Consider the following 16866-nt stretch of genomic DNA (forward strand, 5'->3'; position numbering starts at 1 on the left):
AGTCGGAAATAGAATTATAAATTAATTTTATCGAAATTTTTATCAACTACGTGTCTGTTTCTTTCAAAATGATTAAACTTATCTACAATTTCTTTTACTTCATCTAAAGTTTTTGCTTTTTTTGTTTCTTTCTGATTTTCATTTCCGTACAAAATAATTTCATATTCATTTCCTACTTTTTTAATATCTATGCCGTACTGAGGTTTTCCTAATGAATTATAATACAAACCTCCAATTCTATCGGAATAAATTGGGCTAAAATTTTCAGATATAAATAAATCTTTATAATTGGTTATGTTATTGTTCTTGAATTCATAAACTAAAGCATCAAAAAAATCTTGCAACTTTATGTCGTCATTCATCATTAAATTTGAATAAATTATCAAAGTAAGTCTGTCAATATTTTCTTCTGTATTTTGATTTAATTTCGCAATATGATTTCCGTCGATAAAAATTGATTGTAACGTATTGTCTTTAATAGAATATAAAGTTACAGCATTTGGCGCGCCTTCTTCTACAATAAAGTCACCACTATTTGTCAATAATTTTCCTTCAGAATCGATAATTTGAGTGATAAGAACTTCGTTTACTTTGGCTGATTTAATTGTTATATCGTTTTTTAATTCGTTGAACAAGAATTTATTTTCATTTAATTCAAATGTAAATTGATTGAAATAATGCATCGCAAACAAATTCAGTTCAATTTTATTTATTTTTCCATTTTTAAATCCTAAACCTAAAATAGTATTGTCGTGTTTGTTTGTGTATTCAAATCCATCTGTAATTTTATGGTCTTTATAAATTGCTTTATTGGAAAGAATAGTTCTCTCAAAATTATTTTCGGACTCAAATATATCCGAAGAATATTTATATTTTAAATTTCCTTTTTCGTAAAAATCCACAACAATCAAATCTTCAATATCTTGGTTTTGTCCAATAAAATAACCATCGTAAGGCTTTTGGTCTTTGAAAATTCCTTTGTAAATTTCTTGAATATCGGTTGGGATTTGAAAAAAGAAAAATAAAATAGTTGAAATTTGATTGTTTTTGTAAATTTCAGAAGTAAGAAGCTCCTCTGAATTTTCAGCAAAACTGTCTTTACGAGTTAAATTTCCAGCTTCGTAAAAGTACTTGTTATTTGCTTCCTCAAAAACTCCTTCGTAAGGTTTATCTTCTTTGAATTCACAGCTAAGAATATCACCGTTATCTTTTGTTTTCTTATAAAAACCATGACGTTTTCCTGCTATCATTTCAAACTCCTCTAATAAAATAGAGTTTGATAAACCTTTAAAACTTTGCTGAATTCCATCTTGCAATTGATTTTTGTAAGATTTAATACTATATGTATTTTGGTCTTCTTCGAAAAAAGTTCCATTGTTGGGTTTGCCATTTATATAATCACCTTGAGCGACAATTTCACCTGTTTCTGTGTTTCTGGTTATGGCTTCGCCCACAAAAATTCCGTTTTTTAATGCAAAAACACGATTAAATTTCCCAATGTTATAATTGAATTCGCCATCAAAAGGTTTTTCTTTTTTATATTTTAGAACAGATTCTTTTCCATTGATAAAAACAATTTCTTCTTCTAATTCAAAATTAACTGTTTTTAAAACACTGATTTTTATACCATTGCTATCATAATTTGTTTCCAATCTAATTTCGTCATCATTGCTAATAGTAATTTCTAAGTGACTTTTTATTTCAGAAGCAAATCCATTTTTGGTGTAGTAGTATTGTTTTAAAATAGTTTTGTTTTCACTTTCGCTGTTGTAAATTTCTTTACCCAATTTATTCCAATAAATATTACCTAAATTTGAATATCTTTCAAAATCTGTCTGAAAAGCTTTTTTTCCATTAACCCAAAATACAACTTCCGAATACGAATTCAAATTAACACCATCAACAGTTTGTGGTTCTTCATCGTATGCGTTATCAAAAGGATTTTGGTAATAATTATTTGGTTTATTAGGTGAAAAAACGCCTGAATATTTATAATCCGAAATTTCTCCAACGGCTAATTCTTTACCTTTTAGATAAACTATAATTTTTGATTTTTCACCTTTTTGATTGTATTGTATTTTTTTCCAAACCGAACCATTTTCATCATAATAGGTTAATTCTTTTTGATTAGAAAGATTAATAAACTGAGTTTCTCCCGAATCAAATCCATCTTCGGAATACCAAAACGCATCGCCAGCGTATTTTGATTCGTCATTCTGATAAATATAACCTTGAAATTGAAGTTGACCATTCATGTAAAAATCTTGCATAAAAAATAATTCACCGACTTTTTTCAAAGGCATTGGTCTGTAATATGAAGCGTTTTCTTTAGATGTTTCATTCCAATTTTGGTCAAAATAAATTTTGTTTTGTGCTTGACCATATAAAGAAAATAAGATTATAATGGTTGTACTGAATTGAATTTTCATAATAAGTTTATTGGTTGAAACTAAAGATATTAAAAAAAACAATAAAATAATAATGCCTTCAATTAGAATTGAAGGCATTATTATTATTTATCCACATTTACAGTTGTTATCAGTACCGCAACCTTTTTTATTTTTCTTTTTTAAAAAGAATTTCTTTATTAAAAAAGCCGCAGCTAAAACCACAAGCGCATAAGTGATGATATCTTGAATATTCATTTTCTTATAAAATTTGATAAGCTAACATTGCTGAAATATAAGCCAAAACGGTCATAAAAACTACCTGAACAATGGTCCATTTCCACGAATTTGTTTCTTTTCTTGTGATTGCAATTGTAGAAATACATTGCATTGCAAACGCATAAAATAACAATAACGAAACACCTGTTCCAAGTGTAAACATCGGTGAACCATCTTCACGAACCTGTGTTCTCATTTTACCAATTATCATATCTTCATCTTCACCGCTGCTTCCTATATTATAAAGAGTTGCTAGGTTTCCAACAAAAACTTCACGTGCAGCAAACGAAGTTAATACTGCAATACTCACTTTCCAATCATAACCAAGCGGAGCAAAAACAGGTTGAATGGTTTGTCCAATTTTTCCGATGTATGAAGTTTCTAACTGATAACCTGCAATCTCATCTGCTAATTGTGCTTCGGTTAAATTATCGTTGATGTGTTTTTCTGTAATTATCGATTCGGCTTGACCAAAAGTTTCACTTGGACCATGCGTACCTAAAAACCATAAAATTACAGATAATGCTAAAATGATTTTACCAGCTCCTAAAACAAATTCCTTCGTTTTTTCCCAAACTGTGTAAAATACATTTTTAAATAAAGGAACTTTATAAGAAGGCATTTCGATAATAAAATACGATTTTTCTTTCGCTTTAATAACATATTTCATTAACCATGCTGAAATTAATGCCATAAAAAAACCTAAAAAATACATTCCTGACATGGTTAATGCTTGTAAACTAAAGATTCCTAAAACGTTTTCGTTCGGAATTACCAACGAAATGATAATTACGTAAACCGGAATACGTGCAGAACAAGTTGCAAACGGAGTAACCAACATGGTTATTAATCTTTCTTTTGAATTTTCGATGTTACGTGCCGACATGATTGCTGGAATGGCACATGCGTTTCCAGAAATTAATGGAACCACAGATTTTCCGCTTAAACCAAACGGACGCATTACACGGTCCATTAAGAAAACAACACGGCTCATGTAACCGCTTTCTTCAAGTAAGGCTACGAATAAGAATAAAATGGCAATTTGTGGAATAAATATGACAACTCCGCCTATTCCAGGAATGATTCCATCCGAAATTAATTCGGTTAATTTACCTGCTGGTAAAACCGTTTTTGTCCATTCTGATAATGATGTAAATGTACCATCAATGAAATCCATCGGAATACCAGACCACTCAAAAATAGCCTGAAAAACCAACAACATAATCGCAAAGAAAATAACGTAACCGAAAATTTTATGCGTAAGCACTCGGTCAAGTTTTGCTCTAAAATCGGTAGCTTTTGATGCGTCGATTACGTAAGTCGTTTTTAAAGCTTCGCCGATGAATTGATAACGCTTAATAGTTTCGCGTTGTTGCATGCGCTTGATTTCCGAAGGTGATTTTTCGGTATAATTTGAACCTAAAACCGAGCCGATTCCGTCAAACGAAATTTGCTGAGAATGATGCAACCAAACCTTGTAAGGATTTTGATTTGCATACAATTTCTCCATTAATTCAAAATGCGCTTCATCTACTTTTTTAAGGTCTAAAAAAGAGTTTGTAGGTATTTCTTTATAATCAAAAATCAGTTGTTTTAGCTTGTCAATACCTTGGCTTTTTCGAACTGAAATTAATGCGATTTTAGTATCTAATTGTTTTTCAAGTGCAGCTACATCAATTGAAATTCCTTTTAATGTCATACGGTCAGCCATGTTTATAGCTAAAATACATGGGATACCTAAATCTTTTATTTGTGTAAACAGCAGCAAGTTTCGTTTTAAATTTTCGACTTCGGCTATTACAACTACTACATCCGGATGGTCGTTGTTTTTTGTGTCAAAAAGTGCTTTTAAAGTAATTTCTTCATCTTTTGAAGATGGATTTATTGAGTAAGTTCCAGGTAAATCAACAATATGAGCAGAAGTCGTTTCGTTTAATTTAAAAGTTCCTGATTTACGTTCAACGGTAATTCCAGGGTAATTCCCTACATGTTGATTTAATCCTGTAAGCGCATTAAAAATAGATGTTTTACCAACATTTGGATTACCAATTAATGCAATTTTTATGATGTTTTTCATTATTTCTTAAATAAGTTCAATAGTAATTTCCTTAGCTAAATCTTTACGAATACTGATGTGAGAATCGTTTACTTTTATATAAATAGGGTCATTGAATGGCGCTATATGCAATAGCTCAACAAAATTACCTTCAATAAAACCAAGTTCGATTAGCTTTAAAGGAACAGTTTCCATGTTAACTTGTGTAATTACTGCTTTGGCATTGATTTTTAAAGAATCAAGTGTCATAGTTCTTTTATTTAGATTTAATTTATATTACAAAAATAAGCATTTAAAAAGGAAACCAAACAGACTTCCTTATTAAACATTTTCTATTTTTTTTCTCTTAACCATTTGATGTCTTCAATTAACTGAAGCAAATTTTTGGTATCATCATCGGTTTCTTTATCGTAATTTGTACCGTCATAAAAACCTCTAATTCGTCCATTTTTATCGACTAAAACAAAATTTTCTGTATGAACCATATCATACATTTCATCAGGTGAACCCGTTTTTACAGCTAAAAAGGACTGACGTGCTAAAAAATAAATGTCTTTTTTATCGCCCGTTACCATATTCCATTTTCCATCAATAGCACCTTTTTCGTTAGCGTAATTTCTAAGTACTTCAGGTGTGTCAATCTCTGGCGTAACAGAAAAAGACAAAATTTTAACATCGGGCATATCTTTAATTGCTTCTTGAATTTTCACCATGTTATCTGTCATAATTGGACAAATAGTTTTACAAGTTGTAAAAAAGAAGTCAGCTACATAAATGGTATTTTCATAATCTTTTTGAGTAACTTTTTCACTATTCTGATTTGTAAACTCAAAATCAGCAATGATATGTTCTAATTTATTATTCTTATGCTGTACTAACGTATCTACCATTTCAGGGTTTACCATTGCAGGTGTATAAATTGGTAATTGTTTTTCTGGTTTTAAAGCGTTGTAAAACAATGAAATAATGACCACGCAAAGTGCAAAAAAGCCAATGAAAAAATAGCGATATTGTTTGAAGAAGCTAAGCATAATTAAAATTTGTGCAAAAATACGTAACCCATTTTTAAAAAAGGTTAAAAATTCTTTAAAGAACGCATTTATAAATCTAAGTTGCTATTTTTGTAAGAAAGGATAAAAATTTAATCTAATGAAAATAAATAAACGATTGGTTTTATTAGCTGCTGCTGCAATTTTTTCAACTGCTAATTTAAAAGCGCAAGTTAATACAAACGAAAACCACGGAATCAACTTGGAGTTTATGGACAAAAACGTAAAACCTGGTGATGACTTTTTTAGATATGTAAATGGAACTTGGTTTGATACAACTGAAATTCCTGCAGACAGAACGCGTTGGGGAAGTTTTGATGAATTACGTCAGAATACAGATGTTGATGCTTTAGCAATTTTGAAGAAAGCTGCAAACAATCCAAATTTAGATTCTAAATCTGACCAAGCCAAAGCGGTTTATGTTTTTGAAACATATTTAGATTTAGATACGAGAAATCAATTAGGAATCACTCCGATTGAGCCTTATTTAAATGATATTAATAAAATTAAAAATAATAAAGAAGTCGTTAACTTAATTTACAAAATGGTTACCGATGGTGGTATTGGTTTCTTTGGGATGTATGTTTCTGCTGATGCGATGGATTCGAACAAAAACGTAATTTATGTTTCTCCAGGAAGTATTGGTTTACCTGACCGCGATTATTATGTTTCGACCGATGCAGATTCGCAAGACAAAAAGAAAAAATACGAAGAACATGTAGCTCGTATGTTACAGTTTACTGGAGAAACTGAAGCTCAAGCAAAAAGTGATGCAGCTAAAGTCGTGGCTTTAGAAACTAAAATGGCTGAATCTCGTTTAGATAGAGTTGCACGTCGTGACCGTAGAAATACTTACAATCCGATGACAATTAAGGAGCTACAAAAATTAGTTCCGGCTGTTAATTGGAAAGAATATTTTAAAGCTGCCGGTTTAAAAGATGTCGACCAAGTTATTGTTTCGATGCCTAAATACATGGAAACTTTACAAACTATTTTAGCGAAAGCGCCTGTTGAAGATTTAAAAGCGTATATGCGTTGGACTTTAATTAATAAATCTACAGGAGTTTTAACAGAAGAAATCGATCAAGCTAATTGGGATTTTTACAGCAAAACATTAACAGGTGCTGTTGCGCAACGTCCGATTGAAGAGCGTGCATTACAAGTAGTAAACGGAACAGTTGGTGAAGCTTTAGGTCAATTGTATGTAGAAGAAAAATTCCCAGCAGAAGCTAAAGATAAAGCAAAAGAAATGATTGAATATGTTTTCTTGGCTTTTGAAAACAGAATCAATAATTTACCTTGGATGACTCCAGCTACTAAAAAAGGAGCAATTGAAAAACTTCGTAAATCGACAGTTAAAATCGGTTATCCAGATAAATGGAAAGATTATTCTGCAATGGAAATTAAATCTGCTAAAGACGGTGGAACATATTACGACAATATGAAAGCGGTTTCTCGTTGGGGATTTGCTGAAAATATTGCGGACTACGGAAAACCAGTTGACAAAACCAAATGGGGAATGTCACCACAAACAGTAAACGCATATTTTAATCCAACAAATAACGAAATCGTATTTCCTGCAGCCATTCTTCAACCACCATTTTATGATTACAAAGCTGATGAGGCAGTTAACTTTGGAGGAATTGGAGCTGTAATCGGACATGAGATTTCTCACGGATTTGACGATTCAGGTTCGCGTTATAATGCAGATGGAAACTTAGTTAACTGGTGGACAGAAGATGATTTAAAACAATTTACAGGTTTAGGAGGCGCATTAGCTGACCAATATTCTGCTTTAGAACCACTTCCGAATACTTTTGTGGATGGTAAATTTACTTTAGGAGAAAACATTGGAGATTTAGGTGGAGTCAACGCAGCTTATGACGGATTACAGTTGTATTACAAAGATCACGGTCGTCCTGCAAACATTGACGGATTTACTCCAGAACAACGTTTCTTTATTTCTTGGGGAACGATTTGGAGATCTAAAATGCGTGATGAAGCTATCAAAAACCAAGTAAAAACAGATCCACATGCTCCAGGTATGTATCGTGCGTATGTTCCATTACAAAACGTTGAATCTTGGTACGAAGCTTTTGATATCAAACCAAGTGATAAATTATATATAAATCCAGATGATCGTGTGAAAATTTGGTAAAAACAAAAAGCTCAAACGTTTCGGTTTGAGCTTTTTTATAACATTTATTTTTTAATAAATTTCTTTGTAGTTCCTCCTATTTTTAAAACATAAGTACCTACTTGAAGTTGATTTACTGAAATAGTTGCTTGACTAACATTGTCAAATTTTCCTTTTAAAACTTCTCGTCCTAAAAGATCATAAACAGAATAATCTTTATCTAAATTTTCAGTAAATGTTAAATTTAGATTTCCAGATGTAGGATTTGGATACATGGCAAATTCAACTCTTTCTTGATCTTTTGTAGCTAATGTATTCAAAGAAAAACGGTAAACTGTATTTGCTGTAATCATTGCATTTAACGAGGTAGGTTCATCTTCGTCATCAAATGCTTCTGTATAAATTGGAGTTGCAATTGTTCCATTAACGAATCCAACTCTTACATCGTAAGATTCTTCAGTTTCAGTTTCAGAATAAAACAATGAAATTAAACCACCTTCATCATTTAAAACAGCTAAACTTGTGATATTTGTTGGTCCAAAATGATATTCGAAAGAGTTATCTGCTTCGTAAAACCAAATTTGATAATTTAAAAAATAAGTTGAAGTTCCAAAATTAGGCATATCAAAATCTAAATCTGTTTCTAAACCTGCATTTTTTATTTCAAGTTTTAAAATTCTACTTCCTGCCGTACCATCAACTTTGTATGATATAGGAGATAATGACGTACCTATTTGCGAGAAATTTCTATCCGTTATGAAAGTTGAATAAGGATGAAAAAAAGTTAAAGTTGATTCGCTTGTATTTATAAAAACAAAATTGTCGTCATCAAAGCCAAAATTGGAATGATTTTCTCCGAATATTGAAATTGGAAAAGGAGAACTAAATGGTCCAAATTCATCAAACATCCAAGGTTCGTTGTTGTTCATAGAAGTAGCATTTGCTAAATCTTGATAGGTAGCTGTACTTTTTTCGAAATTGTAAAAATTTTGAGCATACATTCCGATGCTTAAAAAGCAACTTGATAATAGTAAAGTAATTTTTTTCATATTTATTTTGTTTATTTTGTCAAATATAGTTTTTATTGTACAAATAAATATCAAAAGTGATGTTATTTAAAAAATACATTTTATTTGAGTTTAGAAAAATGAAATAAAAAAACAATTATTTCGAAATTGATTTAATAATTATTTTACCATTTCTTCTGTGCAAAAACAGTATCTCAATTAGTTAAAAAGATTTATTTTTTACTAAACAAAAACTTTTTATTACCTTTCAATCCTAAAATAACTTTTTTTATGAAAAAACTAATCTTATCTGCGTTACTTGCAAGTGTTTTAATAACAGCTTCTTGTAATAAAAAAGAAGCAGAAGACAATATGGTTCACGGTATTAATTTGGAATACATGGACAAAAACGCAAAACCAGGTGATGATTTTTATCGTTATGTGAATGGTGCTTGGTTTGATAAAACTGAAATCCCAGCTGATAAATCTACTTGGGGAAGTTTTAATGAATTGGCTTACAACACTGATTTAGATGTTTTATCTATTTTAAAAGAAGCTGCAGAAAGTAATAATTACGCAGATAATACTGATGAAGGTAAAGCAATTAACTTTTACAAAACCTATTTAGATACTAAAAAAAGAAATGAATTAGGTGTTAAACCAATTCAAACGGATTTACAAAAAATTGATAATCTTAAAAATCTTGATGATTTAAACGCATTAATCAACGCGTCTATTTTAGATGGCGGAGTTGGATTCTTTAGTAACTACGTTTATTCAGATGCTCAAGATTCAAACAAAAACACTGTTTATCTTTCTCCAGGAAGTATCGGTATGCCAGACCGTGATTATTACGTTTCTGATGATGCTGATTCTAAAGAAAAGTTAGCTTTGTATGAACAGCATATTGCTCGAATGTTACAATTCATCAATTACAATGAAGCTGATGCAAAAGTTGCGGCTAAGAAAATTGTCGCTTTAGAAAAGCAAATGGCGCAACCACGTTTTACTCGTGTTGAAGAACGTGACGACCGTTTATCATATAACCCAACAACAATTGCTGAGCTTCAAAAAATGAATCCTGCAATTAATTGGGAAACTTATTTTAAAACAGCCGGTTTCAAAAACTTAGACCAAGTAATTGTACAACAACCTAGATACATGAAAGCTTTAGATGGAATTTTAAAAAATACATCTATGGACGATTTAAAATTGTATTTAAAATGGACACTTTTAAACAATTCTGCGAGTTATTTAACTACCGATATTGACAAAGCAAATTGGGAATTTTACGGAAAAACATTGTCTGGCGCAACTGAGCAACGTCCGATTGAAGAACGTGCGCTTGATGTTGTAAACGGAACTGTTGGTGAAGCTTTAGGTAAATTATATGTTGAGAAACGTTTTCCGGCTGAAGCTAAGAAAAAAGCACAAGATATGATTGAAAATGTGGTTCAAGCGTATCGCAATCGAATTGAAAAATTACCTTGGATGGCGCCAGCTACAAAACAAGGAGCGTTAGATAAATTGAATAAATTGACTATTAAAATTGGTTATCCAGATAAATGGGAAGATTATTCTAAATTGACAATCGAAAATCCTGAAAAAGGTAATTACTATCAAAATGCCGTAAATTATGGTCGTTGGGAAGTTGCTAAAAACATTGCCGAATATGGTAAACCTGTAGATAAAACCAAATGGGGAATGCCGCCACAAATGGTAAATGCTTATTTCAATCCAATGTATAACGAAATCGTGTTTCCTGCTGCAATTTTACAACCTCCATTCTATGATTACAAAGCAGACGAAGCTGTAAATTACGGTGGAATTGGAGCTGTGATTGGTCACGAAATTTCTCACGGATTCGATGATTCAGGAGCAAGATACAACGCTGATGGTAACTTGGTAGATTGGTGGACACCTTCAGATTTAGAACAATTTACAACTTTAGGAAAATCGTTATCTAAACAATACAGTGCTTTACAACCTTTTGAAGGTATTTATGTGGATGGTGATTTTACCTTAGGAGAAAACATTGGAGATTTAGGCGGAATTACTGCTGCTTATGAAGGTTTGAAATTGTTTTATGAGAAAAACGGCAAACCAGAACCAATTGATGGATTTACTCCAGAACAACGTTTCTTTATTTCTTGGGCAACCATTTGGAGAACTAAATCTAGAGATGAATATGTAAAAACTCAGGTTAAGACAGACCCACACGCACCAGGAATTTATCGTTCGTATGTTCCGTTACAAAATTTCGATGCTTGGTACGAAGCGTTTGACGTGAAACCAGGTGATAAATTATATATCGAACCAGATCAACGTGTAAGAATTTGGTAAAACTTTAAAAACTCTTTTTTCGGAAAGAGTTTTTTTATGCTTAATTTTATCAGATGATTTTTACATTCGAGAACAAACAATTCATAAAAAGCGACTTAAAAACCGTTTGGAATTATTTTAGTAATCCAAAACACATCAATGCGTTAACGCCTCCCGAAATGCATTTCAAAACATTAACTGAAAATCTTCCAACTCAAATTCACAAAGACCAAGTGATAACTTATTGGGTTTCTCCGTTGTTTCAGATTCCGATGAAATGGAAAACCAAAATAATTTCGGTAGAAAATGAAAAAAGTTTTATCGATATTCAAATCAAAGGACCTTACAAAAAATGGCATCATTTACATACTTTTGAAAAAATTAAAGATGGTATTCTGATGACCGATTTGATAACGTACGAATTGCCTTTCGGATATTTAGGAAATCTGGTACATCGTATTCTAGTTAAGGAAAAAATTGAAGAATTATTTGAATTCAGAACGAAACAAATCCAAAAACATTTTGAAAATGAATAAAGAAAAAATCGCAATTTTTTGGTTTCGTCGCGATTTACGAATCGAAGACAATCACGGACTTTTTCAAGCATTAAATTCGAGAGTTAGAGTTTTGCCTATTTTTATTTTTGACCCAAAAATTCTAAATCGTTTTGAAGATAAACAAGACCGACGCGTCGATTATATTCATCAAGCGCTACAAAATATCGATAAAAAACTAGCTGAATTTAATTCTGGAATCGAGCATTTTTTTAATTCACCAATCGAAGCTTTCGAAAAGTTAACAACAAAATATCATATCGAAAACGTTTTCTGCAATCACGATTACGAACCCAAAGCGATTCATCGCGATTTAGAGGTTGCAAATTTCTTGAAAACTAAATCCATCGATTTTCATTCTTATAAAGACCAAGTTCGATTTGAAAAATACGATATTCTAAAAGCAGATAACACGCCTTACACCGTTTTTACACCTTATTCGAAAAAATGGAAATTGCTTTTAAACGAAGAAGGTTTGCCCTATTACGATTCGGAAAATTATTTGAATCGATTGGTTAAAAAATCAGATTTCAAAAAATATAGTTTAGAAGAAATTGGATTTTCTAAAACCAATATCGTTTTTAAAGAACCAACATTGAAAATTGATATTATTGGAAATTACAACGAACATCGCGATTTTCCATCAAAAAATCATACCACACATTTGGGAATCGCACTTCGTTTCGGAACCATTTCTGTTCGAAAATGTATTGATTTCGCGAGAACATCAAACGAAACTTGGTTGAATCAATTGATTTGGCGGGACTTTTTTATGCAGATTTTATTTCATTATCCGCATGTAGAAATCAATTCGTTTAAACCAAAATACGATGCGATTCCGTGGGAAAACAACGAAACTTTTTTTCAAAAATGGTGCGATGGTCAAACAGGTTACGGTTTGGTTGATGCTGGAATGCGTGAATTAAACACTACTGGATTTATGCATAATCGCGTTCGCATGTTGGTAGCGAGTTTTTTAACTAAGCATTTATTGATTGATTGGCGTTGGGGCGAAGCCTATTTTGCTCAAAAACTAAACGATTACGATTTGGCTTTAAATAACGGAAATTGGCAATGGGCAGCCGGTTGTGGTTGTGATGCAGCTCCGTATTTCCGAATTTTCAATCCGGATGAACAAGTTAAAAAGTTCGACAAGGACTTGAAATATCTAAAAAAATGGGTTCCCGAATTTGATGACCAAATATTTAATAATCGAATTGTAGAGCATAAAGAAGCAAGAGAACGGGCCTTAGAAACTTATAAAAAAGCATTGCAATAAAATAATTAAAATTATATTTTTTTATTTTGACAAAATCAAACAAAATGCAAATATTAATTTTATATATCGTATTTATATCTTAAAATTCATCAAATTCATAACGATAATCTTAGTAAATTGATTAATCTGGTATTAACGATTTGTTATTTTAAAGCTTTAGTTATTAGAATTTTATGATTTAACATTAGGTAAAAAACAAATAATTTATGAAATTTGATAAATTTTACATTTTTAATATAACTGAAAAAAATGAACAACACATTTAAAGTTTCTGTTAATCAAACTAACAATTTTGAGATTTCAGAAAAACAAATCACAGATTTAGATGCTGTTTCTTTAGATGCGGCTAACTACCATCTATTGCACAACAACACTTCATACAAAGCAGAAGTGATTTCATCTGACTTTATAAATAAAAAGTACACGGTGATTATTAATAACAATGAATACGAAGTTTCAATAGCCAATCAATTAGACCAATTGATTAAAGAAATGGGATTTGAAGTTGGAAAAACAAAAATCGTTAACGCGATAAAAGCTCCAATGCCAGGTCTGATTTTAGAAATTAATGTTGCTGTTGGTCAAGAGGTTCAAGAAGGAGATAATTTATTGATTCTTGAAGCGATGAAAATGGAGAACAGTTTTGATTCACCACGTTCAGGAGTAATTAAATCGATTGCTGTTGAAAAAGGACAAGCTGTAGATAAAGGCCAATTATTAATTGAATTCGAATAGTCACAATGAAAAAAATATTAGTTGCAAACCGTGGTGAAATTGCACTACGCGTAATGAAAACAGCAAAGAAAATGGGAATTAAAACCGTTGCTGTTTATTCGGTTGCAGACCGTCAATCGCCTCACGTAAAATTTGCTGATGAAGCAGTTTGTATTGGTGAAGCACCTTCAAATCAATCATACCTTTTAGGAGATAAAATTATTGAAGTTTGTAAAGAATTAAATGTAGATGGGATTCACCCAGGATACGGATTCTTATCAGAAAATTCAAAATTTGCTGAATTAGCAGAAAAAAATGGAATTTCATTTATCGGACCAAAATCTCATGCTATTGAAGTAATGGGAGATAAGTTAGCTGCAAAAGATACAGTTAAAGGTTACGATATTCCTATGGTTCCAGGTTTAGACCATGCAATTACCGATATTGATGAAGCAAAACAAGTAGCTAAAGAAGTTGGTTTCCCAATTTTAATTAAAGCTTCTGCTGGTGGTGGTGGAAAAGGAATGCGCGTGGTTGAGAAAGAAGAAGATTTTGAATCTCAAATGCAACGTGCTATTTCTGAAGCAACTTCAGCTTTTGGAGATGGTTCTGTTTTTATTGAAAAATATGTAGGTTCTCCACGTCATATCGAAATTCAGGTTATGGCAGATATGCACGGAAACGTTGTGTATTTATTTGAACGTGAATGTTCGGTTCAACGTCGTCACCAAAAAGTTGTAGAAGAAGCTCCTTCAGCTGTTTTAACTCCAGAAATCCGTAAAGCAATGGGTGAAGCTGCTGTAAAAGTTGCTAAATCTTGTGATTATGTTGGTGCTGGTACTGTTGAGTTTTTATTAGACGAAAACAAAAATTTCTATTTCTTAGAAATGAATACACGTTTACAAGTTGAGCATCCTGTTACTGAATTGATTACAGAAATTGACTTGGTAGAAATGCAAATTCGTGTAGCTCGTGGTGAAGTGTTACCAATCACTCAAGATGATTTACAAATCAAAGGTCACGCTTTAGAATTACGTGTTTATGCAGAAGACCCATTAAACGATTTCTTACCATCTGTTGGAAATTTAGAAACATATATTTTACCAACTGGTGAAGGTGTACGTGTAGATAATGGTTTTGAGCAAGGAATGGATGTGCCAATATATTACGACCCAATGTTATCTAAGTTAATTACTTATGGTAAAGACCGTAACGAAGCAATCCAATTAATGTTAAAAGCGATTCAAGATTATAAAGTGGAAGGAGTTAGCACTACGTTACCTTTCGGAACTTTTGTTTTTGAGCACGATGCATTTGTTTCTGGAAATTTCGATACAAACTTTGTTAAGAAATATTACAGTGCAGATATCATCAAAGAAGCACAAGCTAAAGAAGCAGAAATTGCGGCTTTAATTGCTTTAAAACAATATTTAGCTGACCAAGAAGTTTTACGCGTACCAACAAAGTTATAGTCTAAAGTTTAAAGTTTGAAAGTCTAAAGTTCACAAAACTTAAACTAAAAAAGAATACAAATGGAATCAAATACAAAATTCGATATTTTAAATAAAAAATTAGCCGAAGCTAAATTAGGCGGTGGTGAAAAACGTATTGCAGCGCAACACGGTAAAAAGAAATTAACGGCTCGTGAGCGTATTGAATACTTCTTTGACGAAGGTTCTTTCGAAGAAATCGGAGCTTTTGTAACACACCGTACCAAAGATTTTGGTTTAGATAAAGAACATTACTTAGGTGATGGTGTTATTACAGGATACGGAACAGTAAACGGACGTTTGGTTTATGCTTTCGCACAAGATTTTACTGTTTTCGGTGGAGCTTTATCTGAAACGCATGCAGAAAAAATCTGTAAAGTTATGGATATGGCGTTGAAAGTGGGAGCACCAATGATTGGTTTAAATGATTCTGGTGGAGCTCGTATTCAAGAAGGTGTTCGTTCGTTGGGTGGATATGCAGATATCTTCTTCCGTAACGTACAAGCTTCTGGAGTTATTCCACAGATTTCTGCTATTATGGGACCTTGTGCTGGTGGTGCGGTTTATTCGCCTGCTATGACCGATTTCACTATGATGGTTGAAAATACTTCTTATATGTTTGTAACAGGTCCGAACGTTGTTAAGACAGTTACAAACGAAGAGGTTTCTGCTGAAGAATTAGGAGGAGCATCTACACACTCTACTAAATCTGGTGTGGCGCATACAACTTCTGCAAACGATGTAGAATGTTTAGAAGATGTAAAACGTTTATTAAGTTATATTCCTCAAAACAATCAAGAAGTTGTTGAAGATTTACCATACGAATTAGGTAATGAGTTACGTGAGCAATTAAACACCATTGTTCCTGATAACGCAAACAAACCTTACGATATGCACGATGTAATCAACAACGTTATCGATGAGGATTCTTTCTTTGAAATTCATAAAAACTACGCTGAAAATATCATTGTTGGATTCGCTCGTATTGGTGGAAAATCAGTTGGTATTGTAGCTAACAATCCAATGTTCTTAGCAGGATGTTTAGATGTGAATTCATCTATTAAGTCAGCGCGTTTCGTTCGTTTCTGTGATGCGTTCAATATTCCTTTATTAGTATTAGTAGATGTACCAGGTTTCTTACCAGGAACAGATCAAGAATGGAACGGAATTATTGTTCATGGAGCTAAATTATTATATGCTTTATCTGAGGCTACAGTGCCAAAAGTAACCGTAATTACACGTAAAGCTTATGGTGGCGCTTATGACGTTATGAACTCAAAACACATTGGTGCTGATATGAACTATGCTTGGCCAGGAGCAGAAATTGCTGTAATGGGAGCAAAAGGTGCGTCTGAAATTATCTTTAAAAGAGAGATTGCAGAAGCAGCTGATCCAGCAGCTAAATTAGCTGAGAAAGAAGCAGAATATGCTCATAAATTCACTAATCCATATAAAGCTGCACAACGTGGATTTATTGATGAGGTAATCTTCCCGCAAGATACACGTCGTAAATTAATCAAAGCATTTAAAATGTTAGAGAATAAAGAAGTAGCTACACCTAATCGTAAACACGGAAATATCCCGTTGTAGAC

General features: G+C 32.2%; 13 protein-coding genes. 7 read left to right on the forward strand and 6 right to left on the reverse strand.

Features of this window, described 5'->3' with window-relative positions; genetic code table 11:
- Window positions 1-14 precede the first annotated feature (14 nt).
- From HW119_RS04265 to HW119_RS04285, 5 genes are all read right to left on the reverse strand, one after another.
- The gene (locus HW119_RS04265; protein WP_177761480.1) at window positions 15-2429 is read right to left on the reverse strand and encodes a hypothetical protein; all 2415 of its coding nucleotides are present in this window, start codon (window positions 2427-2429) and stop codon (window positions 15-17) included.
- 87 nt (window positions 2430-2516) lie between these two features.
- Window positions 2517-2645, reverse strand: coding sequence for a FeoB-associated Cys-rich membrane protein (locus HW119_RS04270; protein WP_177761482.1), 129 nt, complete (start codon window positions 2643-2645; stop codon window positions 2517-2519).
- A 4-nt stretch (window positions 2646-2649) separates the two neighbouring features.
- Window positions 2650-4743: a ferrous iron transport protein B gene (gene feoB / locus HW119_RS04275; RefSeq protein WP_177761484.1), complete on the reverse strand. Its 2094-nt coding sequence runs from the start codon at window positions 4741-4743 to the stop codon at window positions 2650-2652.
- Between the two features lie 6 nt (window positions 4744-4749).
- Window positions 4750-4971 carry a ferrous iron transport protein A gene (locus HW119_RS04280; RefSeq protein WP_177761486.1) on the reverse strand — a complete coding sequence of 74 codons (222 nt, stop codon included), beginning with the start codon at window positions 4969-4971 and terminating at the stop codon, window positions 4750-4752.
- Window positions 4972-5054: 83 nt separating this feature from the next.
- Window positions 5055-5753 carry an SCO family protein gene (locus HW119_RS04285; protein WP_177761488.1) on the reverse strand — a complete coding sequence of 233 codons (699 nt, stop codon included), beginning with the start codon at window positions 5751-5753 and terminating at the stop codon, window positions 5055-5057.
- 124 nt (window positions 5754-5877) lie between these two features.
- Here HW119_RS04285 and HW119_RS04290 point away from each other — a divergent pair, with 124 nt between their 5' ends.
- Complete coding sequence (locus HW119_RS04290) at window positions 5878-7929, forward strand: M13 family metallopeptidase (RefSeq protein WP_177766531.1); 2052 nt, start codon at window positions 5878-5880, stop codon at window positions 7927-7929.
- A gap of 44 nt (window positions 7930-7973) precedes the next feature.
- On the opposite strand, the gene HW119_RS04295 is transcribed toward HW119_RS04290, so the two are convergent.
- The gene (locus HW119_RS04295; RefSeq protein WP_177761490.1) at window positions 7974-8957 is read right to left on the reverse strand and encodes a T9SS type A sorting domain-containing protein; all 984 of its coding nucleotides are present in this window, start codon (window positions 8955-8957) and stop codon (window positions 7974-7976) included.
- A 249-nt stretch (window positions 8958-9206) separates the two neighbouring features.
- On the opposite strand from HW119_RS04295, the gene HW119_RS04300 reads away from it, so the two are divergent.
- From HW119_RS04300 to HW119_RS04325, 6 genes are all read left to right on the forward strand, one after another.
- The gene (locus HW119_RS04300; RefSeq protein WP_177761492.1) at window positions 9207-11258 is read left to right on the forward strand and encodes a M13 family metallopeptidase; all 2052 of its coding nucleotides are present in this window, start codon (window positions 9207-9209) and stop codon (window positions 11256-11258) included.
- A gap of 53 nt (window positions 11259-11311) precedes the next feature.
- Window positions 11312-11773 (forward strand): SRPBCC family protein, encoded by a 462-nt coding sequence (locus HW119_RS04305; RefSeq protein WP_177761494.1) that lies wholly within the window; start codon window positions 11312-11314, stop codon window positions 11771-11773.
- Window positions 11766-13070 (forward strand): cryptochrome/photolyase family protein, encoded by a 1305-nt coding sequence (locus HW119_RS04310; protein WP_177761496.1) that lies wholly within the window; start codon window positions 11766-11768, stop codon window positions 13068-13070. The genes HW119_RS04305 and HW119_RS04310 overlap by 8 nt, the downstream gene beginning before the upstream one ends.
- Before the next feature lie 249 nt (window positions 13071-13319).
- Entirely contained in the window at window positions 13320-13805 is a 486-nt protein-coding gene (locus tag HW119_RS04315) for an acetyl-CoA carboxylase biotin carboxyl carrier protein subunit (RefSeq protein WP_177761498.1), read from the forward strand.
- 5 nt (window positions 13806-13810) lie between these two features.
- The gene (gene accC, locus HW119_RS04320; RefSeq protein ID WP_177761500.1) at window positions 13811-15256 is read left to right on the forward strand and encodes an acetyl-CoA carboxylase biotin carboxylase subunit; all 1446 of its coding nucleotides are present in this window, start codon (window positions 13811-13813) and stop codon (window positions 15254-15256) included.
- Between the two features lie 60 nt (window positions 15257-15316).
- On the forward strand, window positions 15317-16864 hold the full coding sequence (locus tag HW119_RS04325) for an acyl-CoA carboxylase subunit beta (protein ID WP_177761501.1): 1548 nt from the start codon (window positions 15317-15319) through the stop codon (window positions 16862-16864).
- Window positions 16865-16866 lie beyond the last annotated feature (2 nt).

This window comes from Flavobacterium sp. I3-2, assembly GCF_013389595.1.
Taxonomy (GTDB): domain Bacteria; phylum Bacteroidota; class Bacteroidia; order Flavobacteriales; family Flavobacteriaceae; genus Flavobacterium.

Coding starts and splice junctions, on each gene's coding strand:
- HW119_RS04310 (WP_177761496.1), top strand. CDS start 11,766: ATGAATAAAGAAAAAATCGCAATTTTTTGGTTTCGTCGCGATTTACGA.
- HW119_RS04315 (WP_177761498.1), top strand. CDS start 13,320: ATGAACAACACATTTAAAGTTTCTGTTAATCAAACTAACAATTTTGAG.
- HW119_RS04305 (WP_177761494.1), top strand. CDS start 11,312: ATGATTTTTACATTCGAGAACAAACAATTCATAAAAAGCGACTTAAAA.
- HW119_RS04285 (WP_177761488.1), bottom strand. CDS start 5,753: ATGCTTAGCTTCTTCAAACAATATCGCTATTTTTTCATTGGCTTTTTT.
- HW119_RS04270 (WP_177761482.1), bottom strand. CDS start 2,645: ATGAATATTCAAGATATCATCACTTATGCGCTTGTGGTTTTAGCTGCG.
- HW119_RS04295 (WP_177761490.1), bottom strand. CDS start 8,957: ATGAAAAAAATTACTTTACTATTATCAAGTTGCTTTTTAAGCATCGGA.
- HW119_RS04280 (WP_177761486.1), bottom strand. CDS start 4,971: ATGACACTTGATTCTTTAAAAATCAATGCCAAAGCAGTAATTACACAA.
- HW119_RS04300 (WP_177761492.1), top strand. CDS start 9,207: ATGAAAAAACTAATCTTATCTGCGTTACTTGCAAGTGTTTTAATAACA.
- HW119_RS04265 (WP_177761480.1), bottom strand. CDS start 2,429: ATGAAAATTCAATTCAGTACAACCATTATAATCTTATTTTCTTTATAT.
- feoB (WP_177761484.1), bottom strand. CDS start 4,743: ATGAAAAACATCATAAAAATTGCATTAATTGGTAATCCAAATGTTGGT.
- accC (WP_177761500.1), top strand. CDS start 13,811: ATGAAAAAAATATTAGTTGCAAACCGTGGTGAAATTGCACTACGCGTA.
- HW119_RS04325 (WP_177761501.1), top strand. CDS start 15,317: ATGGAATCAAATACAAAATTCGATATTTTAAATAAAAAATTAGCCGAA.